The 17,675-nt window shown below is 45.8% G+C and carries 19 protein-coding genes and 1 pseudogene; 4 read left to right on the plus strand and 16 right to left on the minus strand.

The annotated features are described in order from the left end of the window. Position 1: 1 nt before the first annotated feature. From ACE3MQ_RS02070 to ACE3MQ_RS02105, 8 genes and pseudogenes are all read right to left on the minus strand, one after another. Positions 2–670 carry a pectate lyase gene (locus tag ACE3MQ_RS02070; RefSeq protein ID WP_379390094.1) on the minus strand — a complete coding sequence of 223 codons (669 nt, stop codon included), beginning with the start codon at positions 668–670 and terminating at the stop codon, positions 2–4. Between the two features lie 459 nt (positions 671–1,129). Beyond that, a complete protein-coding gene (locus ACE3MQ_RS02075) occupies positions 1,130–1,480 on the minus strand; it encodes a VOC family protein (protein WP_379390705.1) in 351 nt (116 codons plus the stop codon). Between the two features lie 28 nt (positions 1,481–1,508). After that, positions 1,509–1,799, minus strand: a pseudogene (locus ACE3MQ_RS02080) (hypothetical protein); the annotation flags it as partial. Positions 1,800–1,921: 122 nt separating this feature from the next. Continuing rightward, positions 1,922–2,482 (minus strand): hypothetical protein, encoded by a 561-nt coding sequence (locus ACE3MQ_RS02085; protein ID WP_379390096.1) that lies wholly within the window; start codon positions 2,480–2,482, stop codon positions 1,922–1,924. 937 nt (positions 2,483–3,419) lie between these two features. Then, positions 3,420–4,157 (minus strand): hypothetical protein, encoded by a 738-nt coding sequence (locus tag ACE3MQ_RS02090; RefSeq protein ID WP_379390098.1) that lies wholly within the window; start codon positions 4,155–4,157, stop codon positions 3,420–3,422. A gap of 746 nt (positions 4,158–4,903) precedes the next feature. Next, positions 4,904–5,215, minus strand: coding sequence for a hypothetical protein (locus tag ACE3MQ_RS02095; RefSeq protein ID WP_379390100.1), 312 nt, complete (start codon positions 5,213–5,215; stop codon positions 4,904–4,906). A 26-nt stretch (positions 5,216–5,241) separates the two neighbouring features. Next, a complete protein-coding gene (locus ACE3MQ_RS02100; protein WP_379390102.1) occupies positions 5,242–5,829 on the minus strand; it encodes a methylated-DNA--[protein]-cysteine S-methyltransferase in 588 nt (195 codons plus the stop codon). Next, positions 5,826–6,416 (minus strand): bifunctional transcriptional activator/DNA repair enzyme AdaA, encoded by a 591-nt coding sequence (locus ACE3MQ_RS02105; protein ID WP_379390104.1) that lies wholly within the window; start codon positions 6,414–6,416, stop codon positions 5,826–5,828. The genes ACE3MQ_RS02100 and ACE3MQ_RS02105 overlap by 4 nt, the downstream gene beginning before the upstream one ends. 149 nt (positions 6,417–6,565) lie before the next feature. On the opposite strand from ACE3MQ_RS02105, the gene ACE3MQ_RS02110 reads away from it, so the two are divergent. Beyond that, a complete protein-coding gene (locus ACE3MQ_RS02110) occupies positions 6,566–7,477 on the plus strand; it encodes a DNA-3-methyladenine glycosylase 2 (protein WP_379390106.1) in 912 nt (303 codons plus the stop codon). Between the two features lie 66 nt (positions 7,478–7,543). After that, positions 7,544–8,341 carry a hypothetical protein gene (locus ACE3MQ_RS02115; protein ID WP_379390108.1) on the plus strand — a complete coding sequence of 266 codons (798 nt, stop codon included), beginning with the start codon at positions 7,544–7,546 and terminating at the stop codon, positions 8,339–8,341. Positions 8,342–8,409: 68 nt separating this feature from the next. Here ACE3MQ_RS02115 and ACE3MQ_RS02120 read toward each other — a convergent pair whose 3' ends face one another. The 6 genes from ACE3MQ_RS02120 to ACE3MQ_RS02145 all read right to left on the minus strand — a co-directional run bounded on the left by ACE3MQ_RS02120 (position 8,410) and on the right by ACE3MQ_RS02145 (position 13,248). Beyond that, a complete protein-coding gene (locus ACE3MQ_RS02120) occupies positions 8,410–8,835 on the minus strand; it encodes an Rrf2 family transcriptional regulator (RefSeq protein ID WP_379390110.1) in 426 nt (141 codons plus the stop codon). Positions 8,836–8,917: 82 nt separating this feature from the next. Next, positions 8,918–9,703 (minus strand): TIGR00266 family protein, encoded by a 786-nt coding sequence (locus tag ACE3MQ_RS02125; RefSeq protein WP_379390112.1) that lies wholly within the window; start codon positions 9,701–9,703, stop codon positions 8,918–8,920. Positions 9,704–9,886: 183 nt separating this feature from the next. Then, positions 9,887–11,023 carry a zinc-dependent alcohol dehydrogenase gene (locus ACE3MQ_RS02130; RefSeq protein ID WP_379390114.1) on the minus strand — a complete coding sequence of 379 codons (1,137 nt, stop codon included), beginning with the start codon at positions 11,021–11,023 and terminating at the stop codon, positions 9,887–9,889. A gap of 193 nt (positions 11,024–11,216) precedes the next feature. Next, positions 11,217–11,684, minus strand: a complete 468-nt coding sequence (locus ACE3MQ_RS02135; protein ID WP_379390116.1) for a hypothetical protein — start codon at positions 11,682–11,684, stop codon at positions 11,217–11,219. Between the two features lie 101 nt (positions 11,685–11,785). Next, positions 11,786–12,928 carry an AI-2E family transporter gene (locus tag ACE3MQ_RS02140; RefSeq protein ID WP_379390118.1) on the minus strand — a complete coding sequence of 381 codons (1,143 nt, stop codon included), beginning with the start codon at positions 12,926–12,928 and terminating at the stop codon, positions 11,786–11,788. Between the two features lie 44 nt (positions 12,929–12,972). Next, the gene (locus tag ACE3MQ_RS02145; protein WP_379390120.1) at positions 12,973–13,248 is read right to left on the minus strand and encodes a hypothetical protein; all 276 of its coding nucleotides are present in this window, start codon (positions 13,246–13,248) and stop codon (positions 12,973–12,975) included. A 175-nt stretch (positions 13,249–13,423) separates the two neighbouring features. Between ACE3MQ_RS02145 and ACE3MQ_RS02150 the strand changes: the two genes are divergently transcribed. Both ACE3MQ_RS02150 and ACE3MQ_RS02155 read left to right on the plus strand, forming a co-directional pair. After that, on the plus strand, positions 13,424–14,779 hold the full coding sequence (locus ACE3MQ_RS02150; RefSeq protein ID WP_379390122.1) for a TrkH family potassium uptake protein: 1,356 nt from the start codon (positions 13,424–13,426) through the stop codon (positions 14,777–14,779). 128 nt (positions 14,780–14,907) lie between these two features. Continuing rightward, positions 14,908–16,140, plus strand: a complete 1,233-nt coding sequence (locus tag ACE3MQ_RS02155) for an aminopeptidase (RefSeq protein WP_379390124.1) — start codon at positions 14,908–14,910, stop codon at positions 16,138–16,140. An 88-nt stretch (positions 16,141–16,228) separates the two neighbouring features. Here the strand turns inward: ACE3MQ_RS02155 and ACE3MQ_RS02160 are convergent, their stop codons facing one another. Beyond that, positions 16,229–16,420: a hypothetical protein gene (locus tag ACE3MQ_RS02160; protein ID WP_379390707.1), complete on the minus strand. Its 192-nt coding sequence runs from the start codon at positions 16,418–16,420 to the stop codon at positions 16,229–16,231. Positions 16,421–16,480: 60 nt separating this feature from the next. Next, positions 16,481–17,671, minus strand: coding sequence for an MFS transporter (locus ACE3MQ_RS02165; RefSeq protein WP_379390126.1), 1,191 nt, complete (start codon positions 17,669–17,671; stop codon positions 16,481–16,483). Positions 17,672–17,675: the final 4 nt, after the last annotated feature.

The raw sequence follows: 17,675 nt of genomic DNA on the forward strand, positions 1-17,675 counted from the left end.
TTTAATACTGCGTATTTCCGGACTGGCTTGTTTTGCCGGATGCAAATCCTTTAAATAGAGTCGGAACATTGGAGTATCTTGTATTCGTTATTTTTCCGGTCGATGTACTGCTGTCTGTACGCAGAATCGAATCCTTGACTTTAGAAATGTCGCAATTATCAACATTCATTACCACTTTGAATGAAGTGCCGCCGTTTTGCCGTACCAGCTTGCCGATATCGTTCGCTACAAAGTTCTTAATATTGATCGTTCCTGCAGCATTCATCTGAAATACCTTGTCGTAGGCCTTGTAAGCGCCTCCACCGGTGATGTTAACGGTTCCGGATGATTTGAGAGTCAATGCATCCTCGCCTACATCTGCCCATGTGACGTTCGTGATGTTACAGTTGCCATAACAGTGGACACCATCCGCACCAGGCGCGCCGATGATGACATTCTTGAGCGTTGCGCCCGCTTCCAAACGGAAGATCGGCTTTTGATTCTCGGCCTGGCTGCCATCACCTAACGTGTTCGGGTTGGCGACATAGGTCTGGCCTTTTCCGTCAAATGTTGTTCCAGCTTTGACAATGATTGTAGCGTCTACCGTGATGGACGCTGCGGATACATGGAGCGCTCCAAATAACGTCATCACTAACGATAAGACGAGAAAAAAACTAATTTTCTTCTTCATACAAATCATCCTCCCGATTAAGGTGTGGTAAGGCAATGCACACGTCTGCATTTTTCAACAGTTTTGTGAACATTGTCTCCCTTTCACAGATTAGTCGAGGATGACTAGGAAATCAATAGGACTTTTGTATTATGTTTACATATTTACTAAATTATAGAAATCTTATTTTAGAATTATATATATCATTTTAACACAATATTTCACGGTGCAAAGCCCTTTTGACTTAAAAAAACTGATCCTTGGCGAATGCAGCCAGGCATCGCTCATAAACCATCCCCCAGTTAGAAATCCGGAAATGCATCGCTGCATGGCAGCACCGGGGCAATTGCAGCCTGAGCGGGCACTCCGGCATCGCTTAGCAGCTTTAGCGCCTTCAATCTGGCTTGGATCGGCGGGAATTATGCGAAACTTATTTTTAGGGTATTCGGAAAATAGTGTGGAATTTTTGTTGTCTTCCCCCTACAGATGACTAAGAATATTAATAAGCTTTCCGAATGGATCTCTTACATAGAATCTCTTAACTCCCCAGGGTTCTTCAACAGGTCCATATTCTATCGTAAAACCAGCTGCCTTTATACGTTCAAAGGCTAATTCGACATCATCGACTTCAATCGATAAATTAGGCGTAGGCGTTTGGGAACCTCCTTGTGAGGCGAAACTGATCTGGACGCACATCTCTTCGTCTGATCCGTATGTTGCAATCCAACCATGATCCATCAATAATTCGAGACCAAGTACATCTTGATAAAAGCTTTTTGCTAAGGTGATATCCTGTGTATCTATGTTGGTGACAATTCGTTTGACCCTCATATAAACCAACTCCAGTTTTAGTGTTGTTTTAATTTCTACAATCACTCCATTTAGTCCTTTTTCGATATTCCCACACGAGTATCCGATTACCCTTTTTTATTGTTTGATTAACATTAAATGAAATGCCTGTTTTTGCTGCGGTCAGTATTTTAATATTGCTGTCATTTCTTCGGCAATGAGTTCATCTACGCCTGACCACATATGTGAGTAATGCTTTAACGTAATCTCTGGGCTAGAATACCCCATACATTTTGATAAAATTAAAAAGGAGATATTGAAGATAAGACGTATGTGAATGTCTCAATCCTTTCGCTTGAAGCGGAACTAAACAGCCTTAGATCGGATATTGTTGTATCCCTTGGAGGTGTACCGGAATCCTTGATCGTTATGAAGTAGGAGAACGAGTTTTACGTCCATGAAATACTTTGTTTACCGAATGTTTTACGCTGCTTCTCCATGAAAAATCCCCTCCAAGTTAACTTTAGTGCTCTTATTAAGCACTTGTCTACTTAAAGGGGATAATATCATTAAGATGCAGTTTTCATTGCCATATTTTCGAATTAGCCACAGTAGATCATCTTGGTTGATATCTCCCGAATCATAAGGGTCGATTTCATATGAGTCTTCTCTCGCCAGTTGAGAGAGCCTAGCACCTTCCTCATAAAAATCTACATGTATCCTTCTAATTATCTTATTAAATTCGATAGGATCAAAAGTATATCTTTCATACATTGAGAGCAGATTATTCAATCCGTTTGGCCCAGTGAACCAATGGAGATGTCCATCCGCTAAATGTTCTTCTGAACGATTATTTTTGCATCCTTCGATCGATCTTACGTGTACAATACGAAAATTTTTCGCATCTATCATGCCTTCTTCTGAAATTAACGAGTCCCATTCTAGCATTCCGTCTTTCGCAGTTTCAATAACCCCACTACAAACGTCACAAAACCATTGTTCCTTTGTTTTAAGCTTAAATTTTATCCCTTGTATATTTTGCATAAGACCACCTCCTCGATATCAGGAATTCGAAATCAGGAAGGATTCCCCTGCTTCACACACCGTTGCTTGCTGCAAAATTGCTTCGTCCCTGTTTAAGAACCCCATATGCAACCTTTGCACTTCTTCGGGTGCCTTGGCTCCGATCGTGGTCGACGCAGCCTATTACGTTTGCCGGCCATGTCTCCGCTCACCTCTGTTTCTCGGCTGCTCCGATCTACCCAATGTCACCTTAACAAGCCATTGAAGGAATTTCATACAATCACGCTCCGTTTCGACAAAATAAAAAAGCCGCTCCAGGACGGAACAACTTCGGGTTATGTATTGAATTTTTCTGCAAAGAGATACGTCAGATCATTGCGCCCGCACACGGCCGCCGCAAAAACGCTGCGCTCTTTGCTATAAAGATAACGTACTTAGTAACTAGATACGTATGACAAGACCATTTTAACGAGCTGCGGAAAATGAAGTCAAAACTGAATTTATGGATTTCCCCGAACTATTAATCCCTTTGCTCTGGATTCCTGTTAATTGCAGACTATTTTGATAATAGAAAAGGCAGGAAGAGGTACGCCCCGGTTCATCGCCGCATTCATGCAGCCGTGCGTGTCATTCCCGCCTTTTTCTATGCTTACATACTACCATGGAAAATTCGTCAGATGGTGTTCAACTTATGGTCAAGTTACGTTCAAGTTGTGTTCATTTTAGGATCAGAATTCGTAATATATGTAGTATCAATTTTACTAGTCTTACTGAGTTTCGTTTTTATACACCTATGAAGAAAACGTTATTTAGACATTTTATTAGGCAAGTCTATAATCTCACTTTTAAAATCAATATTTAGAATAAACACAGCAAATAGTATCAATATAATTAGTACTCCCAGTATTATACCTAACACAACTAAGGTTCGCTTCATATAACAGCCTTTCTGTAATTATTAAAGATTAATTATACCCCCGTCAAATTGTTGCGCCTTATTAATCCAGATCCATGATTCTTTTGAGGCAAGAACCATCCCATAAATCGCTTCTTTAAATTCCCACATACAGGTAAAATATGCATAATGTCCATCACTAGTGATGTATGGAGTGTTAGGATTCGCACTAATCTGCGCAAGAGGCACATAGTTATGAATAACATCAGCAGAATGTCTCAAAATTCTAGAAACTACACTGGTGTCTTTTGCAACAACTTTAATTTCCACTTCTAGAGAAGTCCTTAATTTAACCCAGTCAATACCTAGAACTGTAGCAGTAGCATCGACGCCTTTACCAATTATTGTCGTATCTCCCACTGCCATCGTAGAAATCCCTCTGTCGATTAAGGATGAAGAGGTTGAGTTGTCAACTGCCTTTGTACTTATAACTAAATCACCATTAAAGAAAGTTTGTTCACTATTATCTTCTGCAGTCGTTGTTGTAATTGCTGTGAACATTACTTTTACAAACTCAGGATCATTTAAATATTCTAGTATCTTCTCTTGCTTTTCCCTCGGTGCATTTTTGTATTCATCAATAGTAGTTACGCTTGTGAGAGAGTTTGTGGTAGATTCTAAATAACTTATTAATGCTTCTGGTGTTTTGAATTGTAAATTTGGAGCGGAATCAGCACTTACATTTGGAATAAGTACCAACATTAACACAAAAGACATTAGAACACTACAAACTTTTTTCACTTCCCAAAACCATCCTCTAATTATATTATTTCCTTTATATAATTTATCATTCCAAATTAGGATTAATTATACATTTATATAGTATCAGCTAGCGAATGATATTGCAATGCTTTTGTCTCATTTTTTTACAAAATCGTTATATATCATGGTAGAAACTAGGTTAAATTGCCTATCCGAATTTACAAACATTTAGGATTTGATTGCAAAAGAAAAAATACCAGTTAAGGTACTTTTTCAGAAACTTCTCTAAAATAGGGTTCACAAGTACAAGTGTACTTAAATGAGACCTAAATTCGATCCTCTCTGCACGTAATTCAATTAATACCGCAGTAATTTTTGCAAATTTTCTCATCAAGATTCTTCATAAACTTGTTGTAAAATTTTCTTGGTAAAGCATCATTAATCCTATCCACTGATTTTTCTGCAACTTATTTCTGAGCTTTTAGAACAGTAATTACAGCGCTTTTTTTACCGCAGCTTTTCTTTATTGATTCATTCAAATAGGGCATGAATAATGCTTTCTTCCCTCTTTCATACTTCATAGTTTAAATTTGCTCTCTAAAATTAGAATTTCATATCATCCCACTCGAAAAACCCCATCAACTTTCAAACTATTAGCTATACTCTCAATGCCATCATTGATCTTCCGTCGAATAGTACTGTCACTCATGCTATGGCGAAAGAACAGCAGTGTCTCCTTATACGAGTACCCTTGAATATAACGATATTCAACTGCCTGCTTTTCATCAGGGTCTTGAATAAGCCTCCATGCTCTGAATAGTTTTTCGGTATAAAACAGATATTTCTGATAAACCCATCGCTGCTTCTCTATCAAGATCGTGGCACTTGCAGTCTTTATCGGCATGCATATCTTCCTGGTCGATCCTGCGTGCCACTTCTCCATCTATGGCCACCTGTTTTAATTCCTGTTCGTGCTCTTGAAAATCCTTAATAAGTGCGATCATCTCCGTATATTTACCGAGCAGGAATTTTGCACGCTGGGTCTCCCGCTCAGTTGCTGTTGGAAAGAGTTCCCCTTGTCCCCACGCCATCGCCATTCCCCTCAATCCCCTTTATGGTATAATTATTGAGAGTAAACATTTAGCGATTGACCCCAGCCCCGGCCAAGGATATTACTCCCTATCGATGGATCGCCAGCTTGCTCCAGCCTGATCAACCGTGCTTTCATTTCCAGCCCGCCCCGGTACCCGGTTAACGCACCGTTCTTACCGCTGACACGGTGACAGGGTATGACAATCAATAATGGGTTGGCTCCGATAGCTGCTCCGACCGCACGGACTGCGGCCGGTTTATGAATGTCATAGGCGATGTCCGAATAAGATTTCGATTGTCCATAGGGAATCTCGCAAAGCGCATTCCAAACGGCCTGTTGAAACGCGGTGCCCTGAACGTCAAATGGCACGGTGAAGCTTTGGAGCTCTCCCTGCAAGTACTGAGCCAATTCCCTCGCATAGGGCTGCAATCTCTCCCCGTCCTCAATCAACTCACAGTTCGGATATCTCTTGTCGGCCCAAATCGATAGTTCTTCAAACGGTTTATTGTGAGAGCCTACATAGCACAGCCCCTTTGCCGTCGCTGCCACATACATATTCCAGTTATCCGTACGCAGCCATGTCCAATACAGCGTAGATTCAGTTGTTGTCCTTCTCATGATAAAGCACCTCCGGGCGGCACAGCAGAATTATGCTTGGCACGGTATTCTGCAGGTGTTTGCCCCGTTATTTTTTTGAATAGTGTGATAAAATAGGATGTACTGCCCATACCAACACATAGAGCAATTTCGGAAACCGCTTTGTCGGTACTCTGCAAATATTCCGAGGCTTTATCGATTCTCTTCTGCTGGATATATAAGGCTGGCGTCATCCCTTTAACGCGCTTAAACGTGCGATGTAAATGATACGGACTGCCGTGGCACATATCAGCCAAGGTTTCAAGCATGAGCTTCTCGCTGTAATGGTTGTCAATATAGCCGGCAATCTGCTCTACCCACTCAACTTCCGGCATCGATCCGCTCGCTGGCTTGCATCTTTTGCACGGACGAAACCTTGCTGCTCGAGCCTGCTCCGCGCTGTCGAAAATTCGTACATGCTCCCGCTTCGGAGCACGGGATTTACAAGATGGTCTGCAGAAAATCCCGGTTGATTCCACCGCGTAAATAAATTTATCATCGTAAGACGCATCATTCCGAACGATAGCTTGCCATTTTTCCTCGGTTAACAGCTGTCCTTGTCTGATCATTACTTGTTTCGCCTCCATAACAAGTATAACTCTAGCTCCGTCGTTTTGTACGCTCTACCCCATGTAATAGCAAGATTTCGAAACTAAAAAATTTACATTCATGATACAACTAGAATGGAGCTCTAATCTGCCAAAATGGAGGAATCGGCATGGATATTGCATCGGAGATGCACATGATCATCCCCGCGCCTGAGCCATTTAGCTTTGCGCAAAATTTAAGATATTTATCGAGGTCGCCTGATGAATGTTTGTTTCAGATCAGGAACGAGAGGATTTACAGGGCGATCCCTGTCGGGCAGTTTACATCGGTAATTGAGATTAGCGAACATAAAGATAACAGCTTAAAGGTTACTTTTCAAGGAGATACGGCTCCATCCAGTAATTGGGCTCGCGAAGAAGCGGCGAATTATGTCAGGGAATGGTTTGACATGGATCGAGATCTTCTGCCTTTCTATGAGCTGGCCCGTACGGATGAATTGCTGAAGCAAGCAATCTCCTCGTTTCATGGCCTTCGCAATATCGGCATCCCGGATTTATTCGAGGCGGTAAGCTGGGGAATCCTGGGTCAGCAAATCAATCTCAAATATGCTTACACCTTGAAAAGACGACTCGTTGAGCGCTTTGGCAAACATGTGACATGTGATGGCGAGCATTATTGGATTTTCCCTAACGCAGCTGACATTGCGGCATTATCGGTCGATGATTTAAGCGAGCTGCGAATGACCGTGAAAAAGTGTGAATACCTCATTGGGGCCGCTCAACTGATCGCCGAAGGCAAATTAACGAAAGAAATGCTGCTGGCCGCCGGGAGTGCGAAGGAGGCGGAGAAAATGCTTGTCTCTATACGCGGCATCGGGCCTTGGACGGCTAATTACGTGTTAATGCGCTGTCTGCGCATGCCGTCGGCTTTTCCGATTGATGATGTCGGGCTGCATAATGCAATCAAGCAGTTGATGGGCCATGACCGCAAGCCAACGAAGGAGGAGATCCGCCGGCTGTCTGCAGCCTGGAAGAACTGGGAAGCTTACGCGACGTTCTACCTCTGGAGATTCCTTTATTAAGAATGCCGCTATTCCGCGCAAAACATGATAAAATATGAGGGAATAAACAATAAAGGCGGAGAAAACATGGTGCATTCGTTTATGATCGAACCAGACAAGTATACTGCCTTCGCGGATGAAGCGGAGCTGATGGACAAGTGCAAGGAATGGGGGCTGTTAACGGACAAAGCGTCCAAAATGAAAGCCTTCTACTATAAAGGCCATGGATTAAATGAAGCTTGCAGCATTATCGGCTATGTCGATCATATTACGGCCGTCATTCAGTTGGACAATAATCAGAAGCATTGCATCCACCCTTCTTACCTGAAGGAAATGCAGGCCGCGAATTATGGAATAAAGGCCGGGGATACGGCAGAGGCGGCTGCAGAAGCCAATGAACCTATAGCTGAAACAGCAGCGGACATTGAAGCGAAGGCCGTGTCCAAAGCGGCTCCAGCGAAGGAGGCTGTGACAGAGGCTGTGAAGGATGCTGCGCAGATCCAAGCTGATGAAGCGAAAGACAAAACGCCGACGGCAGCCGAGGAGACTGCGAAAACCAGCGGTAAAAAAACAAAAAAGACCAAGCTTGAGCTGCCTGAGGGCAAAGTGAAAATGGTCGGCACCATCAAAGAGTTCACTACGATCCCGAACCATTTCTCCGATAACGATGATGAGGTCGTCATTTATGAGGATGTGGTCGTCCTGGAGCCTGAAATAGAAATAGGCGATGCTTGGTCCAGCCACAGCGCGACCATGAAGAAAGTGGAGCTGGAAATTGGGGATACCATCGCCTTTGAGGCAAAAATCGTAGCCAAAAAGCTGACCAAGCATCCTGTACGCAATAAGCTGAATAACGTCGCAAAAATAGTCAAGCAAGATTCTTGAACCATTGCTTGGCCCAGCAACTAAAAAAGTCGATTTCCCTCTCTTTGGAGGAAATCGACTTTTTTAAATTATGGCTTGCTCGCCAAATCGCGAACGATATCCTGCATCGTCACCTTGGCAAGCGTATTTTCCATCGCCTTCTGCGCTTCCGAAAAAATAGGTTCGATGGTCGATTGGATGTTACGTCCCACTGGACAATTCTCATTCGTTTTGTCATGGAACGCAAAGAGTCCGTTCTCGTCTACGGCATGCACAGCGCGATAAATGTCGAGCAGCGTAATATCGGCGGCAGACCTTGCCAGCTTGGAGCCGGCGACGCCGGGCCTGACCTCAACAAGACCTGCTCTGCTGAGCATTCCTGTAATACGCCGAATTACGACCGGATTGGTATTCACGCTGTCAGAAATGTAGTCGGATGTATTGACACCCTCCCGGTTCATTTCCAATACGGTCAATATGTGAATCGCAACCGCGAACCGTGAGCTGATCGTCATGGATATCCCTCTTCCCGCCTATAATGTAACAAGTGTAGTTACAGAAGAGCCGGCTTGTCAAGAGGCGCTGCCGTACCATCATTTATTTTCCATCAAATAAATTACCGAGCCCGCCCAGCACGCTGCCTTCGTCCTTCCGACCCGAATACCGCGCCGCCGAGAGCACCCGATCCGCCATTCGGCTGAATGGCAAGGACTGCACCCATACCTTCCCCGGGCCGCGAAGCGTAGCAAAGAACAAGCCCTCGCCGCCAAATAGCGCGGATTTGATCCCTTTGACGAATTCAATATTATAATCAATGCCGGCTGTCATGGCTACCAAGCAGCCCGTATCGAGGCGCAGCACTTCGCCAGGGGCAAGGTTCTTCTCCAGAACGAGTCCGCCGGAGTGAACAAAGGCAAGTCCGTCTCCCTCTATTTTTTGCATAATGAAGCCTTCGCCGCCGAAAAAGCCCGTGCCGAGCCGACGCTGGAACTCAATCCCTACCGATACGCCCTTGGCGGCGCACAGGAATGAGTCCTTCTGGCAGATGATCCTGCCGCCCAGCATTTGCAGGTCAAGCGGAACGATTTTGCCCGGATAAGGGGAAGCAAACGTCACGCCTTGTCTGTTGTACCCTGTATTCGTAAATACGGTCATGAACAAGCCTTCACCCGTGAGGAGACGTTTACCGGCTCCCATCAGCTTGCCCATGATCCCTCCCCCTCCCTGACTTCCGTCTCCAAATATCGTCTCCATCCGAATATCCTGCTCCATCATCATGAAGCTGCCTGCTTCGGCAACTACGCTTTCACCCTGATCCAGCTGAATTTCGACGCATTGCATTTCGCTGCCAATAATCTCATAATCGATTTCGTGTGCGTTCATGCGCACCCTCCCTTAATAACATTATTATTGTTATGTAAACTAGTTATGATTGAAGCCAATTTCAAAAATTTACTTTTCTATTATACAACGGAACCTCTGCTGCTTTCAGCAAAAATAACCGCCCGTTCCGTGAGAAGCAGGCGGCATTAAATCTTTGTAGTGCTTGTCAGAATTTGCGGAAAACTACGGCTTCAATATCACCTTAATGCAGTCTTCTTCCTTCTTGCTAAACACCTGATAGCCATGCTCTCCCTCCGCCAGCGGAAGGCGGTGCGTAATAATGTCCGTTGGATCGAACTTCCCGCTGCGGATTTGCTCGTACAGCTCAGGAATGAGATGAATAACTGGGGCCTGGCCCATTTTGACGGATATGTTCCGTTCGAACAAATCGCCAAACGGGAACAAATTGTATTTCAGGCCATATACTCCGGTAACCTGGATCGTGCCAAACTTGCGGACGACCTTCGTTGCGATGTTAAATGCGCTCAGCGACCCTCCTTGCAGCATCAGTGCCGTCTCGACCATTTCCCCGACGGATTTCTTGGCATCCAGCCCGACGCAATCGATGACGACGTCTGCACCGCCGCGGGTAATTTCCTTCAAATGCTCCTCCAGATTCGGGTATTTCTCGAAATTAAACACTTCTACATGGTTGGTACGTTTGGCATGCTCCAAGCGGTAATCCAGATGATCCACCGCAATGACGCGCTTGGCGCCGAATTGCCAGGCGAATTTCTGCGTCAGCAAGCCCACTGGGCCGCAGCCCAGAATAATGACCGAATCCCCAGGCTTCACGCCTCCGTTTATAACGCTCCAATACGCCGTAGGAACGATATCCGACAGGAACAATACCTTCTCATCCTCTAGCTCATCGCTCTCGGGGATGACAAACGGCATAAAGTTGCCATAAGGGACACGCAGCAATTCTGCCTGTCCTCCGGCATAATCTCCATACCTTGAGGAGTATCCCATATAGCCGCCGGTATCTCTATTTTCGTTGGATTCGTCGCATTGGCTTTCCATCTGATTTTTACAGAAAAAGCATTCTCCGCAGGATACGGTGAAGGGAATGATTACGCGATCCCCGCGCTTGACTCTACTTACTTCAGGGCCCACTTCCTCCACAATGCCCATCGGCTCGTGACCAATTACATAGCCATCGTACATTCCGGGAATTTCACCGTTGTATATATGCAAATCAGACCCGCAGATGGCCGTTGAGGTAATTCGGACAAGCACGTCATCCTTCTTCTCCAGCTTCGCGTCCGCTACTTCCTTCACCTTGACATTCTTTTTTCCTTGATACGTGATGGCTTTCAAGTATGCAAGCTCCTTTCTGCAACAGATTTTTTCGCTGACCTCATATCGTTATATTTGATCTTATCTTTAGGATTACCCAATATCCTCCCTGTTATGGACATATAAAAATGAACAATAAAAAGGGCATCTACCTCTCCTGGCGGAGGATAGATGCCCTCTGTGGAACCGCATTCAACGATGACTGAAATCAAGCTTACTCGTATACTAGAATATCTCGCATTTGCTTGGCCAATTCAATGTAAGGGCCCTCTGACAAAATATTAAAAGCCAAATGAGTCGCGCGAAGACAAAGCAGCCTATCACCAGGCTTCAAACCAAATTGCTGCCAAGTCTTGCGCGGTAATGTCATATAGCGATCCTGATTCAGCAGAGCCCAGCAGAATGTGCGTTCCTTGAAGGTGATGGTCTGTCCTTCAGGAATAGTGTGATTCTGCAGCTCGGGCAAGCTGCCAAAGATTGCCGCAAGCGGTGAATTCGGTATCAAATCTTTGCAAACGACACTAAACCCCTTCGACGTATTGCGGCCGGTCATTAGAATGATTTTAGAGTTCAGCTTGATATTGTATTCCTGCAGGGCTTGATCCGGCAGGTAAAAAGATCCGTCAGGAAGTATTGTACTCCATGCGTAGAAGTACTTCCCGCCTTTGGCGGTTACTGCCATACTTATCATCCCCCGAGAATTAATGATAGCCTGTAAGATAATCATCTCGCAATGGACGGGGGTAGAGATATGACATTCATCACCATTTCAGGGAATTAAGCTTAAGGATGAGCCTCTTCCGATACAGAAGCAGCGGTATGCTGCACGGGATCCTCCGGATCCTCATCCTCGTCTTCCCCTTTTCTGCTAGCCAAATACAATTGGTAAACGCGAACGATAATGACTTTTGCCATCATATAAACAGGAATAGCTAGAATCATACCCAAAATCCCGGCAAAATCGCCGGCGATTAATAATAGAACAATCGTTGTCAACGGATGAATATTAATCGTCTTCCCATAAATGTATGGAGAGATCAGATTACCCTCGATCTGCTGGGAAACAACAACGATAATGACGACCCAAAGCACCATGGAGGGCGATTCAGTAAACGCGACGATAACGCATGGGATTGCTCCCAGAAACGGGCCAAAGTAAGGGATGAAATTAAAGAGCGCGCCTACGATCGCTAGAAGCAGCGGATAAGGCAGGCCAATGAGCCAGAATCCGATAAAGCCCATAACAGCCAGCAGGACGGCGCTAATCATGCGACCGGCGATAAAACCCTTAAGCCCGTTATCAATTTCATGGATGACTTGCTCTCCGTCACGACGATAGCGTTTCGGAAGCATGCGAGTCAAGGATGGCGTCACGCGATCATCCTGCTTCAGCATGTAGTACAGCAGAATAGGAACCGTACCCACGACGATGAAGAAATCATTCAGGAAGGTCACGACATGAGAAATCGATTTCGTCGCAGCCTCAATGACCGAATTGATATATCCCGTAATTTTCTCCGAGATTTGAGCATTCTCCTCGCTGAACATGGAGAACAGCTTGGATTGCCGTATTTCGTTAAACTGGGATTGCAGCTCACGGAGCAGCAGCGGTACATTGTTCACGAAATCAGTTACCTGCCTTTGCAGCGGAGGCCAAACGACGATAAGAAAGATCGTGACAACCCCGGCAAACAACAAATAAATCGTTAAAATGGACAGCATCCGGTTCCAACGCTTCCGCTCCAGAAATTGGACGATCGGGCGGAGCAAGTAATACAAAAATCCGGAAAGCATCACCGGAACAATCAGAATATTGATTAGAGTGACAAACGGCATAAAAATAAAGCTGACTTTGGACAATAACAGTATGATCGTTAAGACCATGATAATCCCTAAACAAATACGGTAAAAAGGCTTCTGCAGCAAGCCATCTCCTCCCCTTCGCCTGTCTCTCCAATCCATTCGATGCATTAGGTTGATTCAGCGGCCAAAGTATCCCATGCGGCATCCAGCAGCCGATCGAACCATTCATCATCCTCCTCGATTCGGGCATCCACGAGCAGGAATTGCTCCTCCATCCCCGGTTCGTCCGCATAGTGCAGGCTGTAATCCCAATCGTTCCCCTTCTTGCTAAAAAACGTAATTTCATAATTAGCTTTATGCGCTTCGACTTTAAATACCGTTTTGCCTATGTAAGAACCATCCTCTTGTCTATGCATATTCGCCTCTATGATGTGCAGCTCCATTCTTGACGACACTCCTTCGCTATATTAAGTTTGTTTACGGGCAACAGTATAAATTTCAATAAATTTGCTCTATAATCGGTATACCTGTAACAACAGCTAACTTTCTTGTACAGCTTAACATATCGTAACACGTTTTGTATCGTTTTCAAGAAGCCAATATTGAGGTGCATTCCAAGTGCTCAAGCGTAAAAAAAAGCAAGATTCTTTATCCCCTGCCAAAGTATTAACCTTCGGATTTGCCATTATTATCACGATCGGTACCTTTTTACTATCACTTGGCCCCGCTTCTGCGAGCGGAGAGAAGCTCGGTTTAATTAACGCTTTTTTTATGGCAACATCTGCGGTGTGCGTAACCGGGCTCGTCGTTGTAGATCCGGCGACGCAATTTTCCCTGTTCGGCGAACTTACTTTAATGATACTTGCCCAAATCGGCGGCCTGGGCTTCATGACGATGGGAACCATGATTGCTCTCGCCTTCAATCGGCGCATTTCCCTGCGCGATCGGCTAGTGCTCCAGGAAGCGATGAAGCAAAATACGTTGGAAGGCCTTGTGTCCTTGATTCGGCGAGTTACAATATACTCCCTGGTCATTGAATCAATCGGCGCTCTGCTGCTTGCTGCAAGATGGTCTTTCGATATGCCGCTCCAGCAAGCGATATACTATGGAGTATTTCACAGTATATCGATTTTTAATAATGCAGGCTTCGATTTGTTCGGAACAGTTCACGGGCCTTACAGCGGACTATCCGCTTACGTAAGCGATCCTTTTGTCAATATCGTGGTCATCGTTTTAATCGTGCTTGGAGGCATCGGCTTCATCGTCATGTCGGATTTGCTGTCATATCGGATCACCCGCAGGCTGTCTCTGCATTCTAAAGTGGTGCTTACCGTATCGGGAATACTTATTGTAGCCGGTGCGCTGTTGATCTTTGTGATGGAGGTATTCAAATCACCTGCTTTTCAGGAATTGTCTCTGCTGGATCAAATTTTCGCTTCGATCTTCCACTCCGTTAGCGCGCGTTCTGGCGGGGTATCGACGTTGAATGTTGCAGAAATGCAGCAATCTACTCAGTTTCTACTGCTCCTGCTCATGTTCATCGGTGCAGCTCCCGGTTCAACGGGCGGCGGAATTAAGGTAACCGTATTTGCTATATTAATCGGTGCCATGTATGCGATGCTGCGCGGGAAGGAAGATATCGTTTTCTTTCGCAAAAGATTATCCAAGGTATCGATCCTACGGGCCATCACTCAAACATGGCTGGCTTTATTCCTTGTTATTTTAACCGCCATGATTCTGTCGGCCCTTGAAGACCGCGCATTTCTGGCTCTTCTGTTCGAGACGACCTCGGCGTTTGCCACTTCGGGTCTTAGTCTGGACGTGACGACGAAGCTAACGGATATCAGCAAGGTAGTACTCAGTCTGGTGATGTTTCTCGGCCGGATCGGCCCATTAACTCTGGCTTATGCCTTAACACCGAAATCGCGGAAGGAGCTGTATCGTTACCCGGAAGGCGATTTCATCATCGGGTAGATTTTATCATCAGGTCATCGAGTTCCCAGAATTCGCTAAAAGTTTGCTCCCTCCCTTGGATACACTTTCGAATTCGTAGTACAATAAAGGATAGCTAATTTTGCAAATGACATGGAGGGCTACAGAATATGACTGATTTCGAACAAAAATTGCAGAAGTATGCGGAGTTAGCCGTTAAGATCGGCGTTCAAATCCAGAAAGGCCAAAATCTAATCATCAACGCTACCCTGGATTCTGCCGAATTGGTTCGCCTGATCGTGAAGGAAGCTTATAATGAAGGAGCTCGTTTCGTCAAAGTCAACTGGAGTGATGATACCGTCACCCGGTTGCGGTACGATATGGCTGCTGATGAATCCTTCCTGGACGAGCCGAAATGGTATGCCGGAGAAATGCTGGAATATGTCGAGAATAATGCAGCCGTGCTGCATGTTATCTCAGCGGATCCGGATTTGCTGAACGGAGTTCCTGCGGAGCGTTTGACAAACCACCAAAAAACATATTCCAAAGCGATGACCAAGTATCGCCAACTGCAAATGGCCAACTATTTTACCTGGTCGATCGTCGCCGTGCCTTCCCAGGCCTGGGCTGCCAAGGTGTTCCCGCAGCTTCCAGCTGAGCAGCAGGTTCCTGCATTATGGGAGGCGATATTCCGCACCGTGCGGGTCGATCAGTCAGATCCCATTGCCGCTTGGAAGGAACATATTTCCAATCTTAGCCAGAAGGCGGATTATCTCAATAATAAGAAATTCAATAAACTGCATTACATCGCACCCGGAACGGATTTGACGATCGAACTCCCGGCCGATCATCTATGGGTAGCCGCGGAAAGCGATAATGATAAGGGCGTTAGCTTCCTGGCAAATCTTCCTACCGAGGAAGTGTTCACGGCCCCGCTGAAGACTGGCGTTAACGGCACGGTATCCAGTACGAAGCCCCTCAGCTACAGCGGCAACATTATTGACCAGTTCTCCCTGACCTTCGAGAACGGAAAAATTGTGGACTTCAAGGCCGAGAAAGGCGAAGCCACCTTGAAGCAGCTTGTCGAGATGGACGAGGGCGCGAAATTTCTGGGGGAAGTAGCTTTGGTGCCGCATGGTTCGCCGATCTCCCAGTCCGGCCTCCTGTTCTACAATACCCTGTTTGATGAGAATGCCTCCAATCACCTGGCCATCGGCGCAGGATATGCGTTTACGCTGGAAGGCGGCACTAGCATGTCACAGGATCAGCTGCAGGCGGCGGGGATTAATCAAAGTCTCGTTCATGTGGACTTTATGATTGGCTCCGCAGAAATGGACATATACGGCATTTCGGCCGATGGCAAACAGGAGCAAATTTTCTCTAAAGGCAACTGGGCGATCTAGAACACCTAAAGACAGGACAAGAGCCAAGCTGACGTTAGTATAACGCCGGCTTGGCTCTTTATCATATCGCTCGGAATCCATCGATTCACTAATCGAGAATCATCGCAACCAATACGGAGATAACAATAACAGACACGGCATAGATCACCGTTAGCCCCACCATATTCTTCTTCGTCCGTTTATCATAATTCGGGTTCCCCGTTATGTTCTGTCTGGATGTTCCGACCATGAGCGTACCCACACCTGCAATGATGACCATAACGATAATAACAACATACATCCAGCTCACTATTCGTTACCCCCTTCTCGTCTGCTTCTTCCATTGATTATGACAAATGTATCACGCTTCGGCAATATGTTTGGCGCGAAATCTTTGGATCAGGCTTGCTGAGATGCTGAGTATGAATAATAAAGCAACAAAGGCGGACAACATCCAGGCTGACGTATCAGCTCCGACGACATCCATGCTTTTACCCATAGCCAGCGGCAGCAACGCGCCGCCTGTGCCTCCAGCAGCAATCAGAATGCTTGGCGTAGATTCCTCTGCCCCTGGAAGCAGCTTGCTTGCGAAGACAAGCGCAATGGAGAACAGGCCAGACATGAACAAACCAAATAACAAAATCAGAGCAAACATAACGGACAGCTGTCCAGTAATGGAAAATAGCGAGATCAGCACCAGGCTTGCCGCGCAGCTCCACAGCACATAGCGGCTATAAGAAACGCGCTCGGCGATAACCCCAGCGAACACGCGTCCGACCGTCATGGCCATCCAGAATAAAGTCACGCTGAAGGCTGCCGTTGATTTATCAGTTCCCAGCTTCTCGATGAGCAAGGACGGCAGGAAGTTCACGAAGCTCATTTCCGTGCCGACATAAAGGAAGAAGAATAACGTGAAGACGACAAGCAGCAGCCCCCGGATACCTTGATATTGCGTGAGCAGTGCCCCTTTTTTCTCCCGTTTAGCTTCCTTTGCATTCAATAAATGATTTAATTCCCCGAAATCGCTCTTCATCCAGGCCAACAGCATCATAAGGGCCGATAAAGCAATGAACAGGAAGGAAAAACGCCACATCTCCGTCCGAATGAGCCAGCCGGCAATCAGCGGCATGACCAATGCGCCGACTCCGAAGAAAACCTCCAGCTTGCTCATCGCCACTGCAGTTCCTTCCTTCACCGCTACGATGATCAGTGTACCGATGACCGCTTCGATCATGCCGAAGCCAAACCCGGCAACCGTTCCGACGACATACATCCACTCCCAAGGGAGCAGCAAAGTGTAGCAAATCTCGGCAATGCAGAGCATGCCGGTTGCGATAATGAGCCCTGTTCTTTTGCCAAAGTTAGATATAAGCAGCGGGGAAATGAGAACTCCCACCAAAAATCCGGCAAATTGCGCAAAGATCAAACTTCCGCCGGCCGTATACTCTTTACCGTAATACTCTAGCAGGTTAGGCATAATCGATCCGACAACGACATGGGCCAAACCGATTAATAAATATGCCCAGCATCCCATCCATATTAAGCGTTTCATGTTA

Origin of the sequence: Paenibacillus lentus (assembly GCF_042714055.1) — a bacterium.
Lineage (GTDB): Bacteria > Bacillota > Bacilli > Paenibacillales > Paenibacillaceae > Fontibacillus > Fontibacillus lentus_A.

Excerpts from the sequence above, each read along its gene's own strand:
- ACE3MQ_RS02105 (WP_379390104.1), bottom strand. The coding sequence starts at position 6,416 with ATGATCAGACAAGGACAGCTGTTAACCGAGGAAAAATGGCAAGCTATC.
- ACE3MQ_RS02160 (WP_379390707.1), bottom strand. The coding sequence starts at position 16,420 with ATGTATGTTGTTATTATCGTTATGGTCATCATTGCAGGTGTGGGTACG.
- ACE3MQ_RS02120 (WP_379390110.1), bottom strand. The coding sequence starts at position 8,835 with ATGACGATCAGCTCACGGTTCGCGGTTGCGATTCACATATTGACCGTA.
- ACE3MQ_RS02155 (WP_379390124.1), top strand. The coding sequence starts at position 14,908 with ATGACTGATTTCGAACAAAAATTGCAGAAGTATGCGGAGTTAGCCGTT.
- ACE3MQ_RS02115 (WP_379390108.1), top strand. The coding sequence starts at position 7,544 with ATGGTGCATTCGTTTATGATCGAACCAGACAAGTATACTGCCTTCGCG.
- ACE3MQ_RS02125 (WP_379390112.1), bottom strand. The coding sequence starts at position 9,703 with ATGAACGCACACGAAATCGATTATGAGATTATTGGCAGCGAAATGCAA.
- ACE3MQ_RS02075 (WP_379390705.1), bottom strand. The coding sequence starts at position 1,480 with ATGAGGGTCAAACGAATTGTCACCAACATAGATACACAGGATATCACC.
- ACE3MQ_RS02085 (WP_379390096.1), bottom strand. The coding sequence starts at position 2,482 with ATGCAAAATATACAAGGGATAAAATTTAAGCTTAAAACAAAGGAACAA.
- ACE3MQ_RS02165 (WP_379390126.1), bottom strand. The coding sequence starts at position 17,671 with ATGAAACGCTTAATATGGATGGGATGCTGGGCATATTTATTAATCGGT.
- ACE3MQ_RS02135 (WP_379390116.1), bottom strand. The coding sequence starts at position 11,684 with ATGGCAGTAACCGCCAAAGGCGGGAAGTACTTCTACGCATGGAGTACA.
- ACE3MQ_RS02100 (WP_379390102.1), bottom strand. The coding sequence starts at position 5,829 with ATGAGAAGGACAACAACTGAATCTACGCTGTATTGGACATGGCTGCGT.
- ACE3MQ_RS02145 (WP_379390120.1), bottom strand. The coding sequence starts at position 13,248 with ATGGAGCTGCACATCATAGAGGCGAATATGCATAGACAAGAGGATGGT.
- ACE3MQ_RS02110 (WP_379390106.1), top strand. The coding sequence starts at position 6,566 with ATGGATATTGCATCGGAGATGCACATGATCATCCCCGCGCCTGAGCCA.
- ACE3MQ_RS02095 (WP_379390100.1), bottom strand. The coding sequence starts at position 5,215 with ATGGCGATGGCGTGGGGACAAGGGGAACTCTTTCCAACAGCAACTGAG.
- ACE3MQ_RS02070 (WP_379390094.1), bottom strand. The coding sequence starts at position 670 with ATGAAGAAGAAAATTAGTTTTTTTCTCGTCTTATCGTTAGTGATGACG.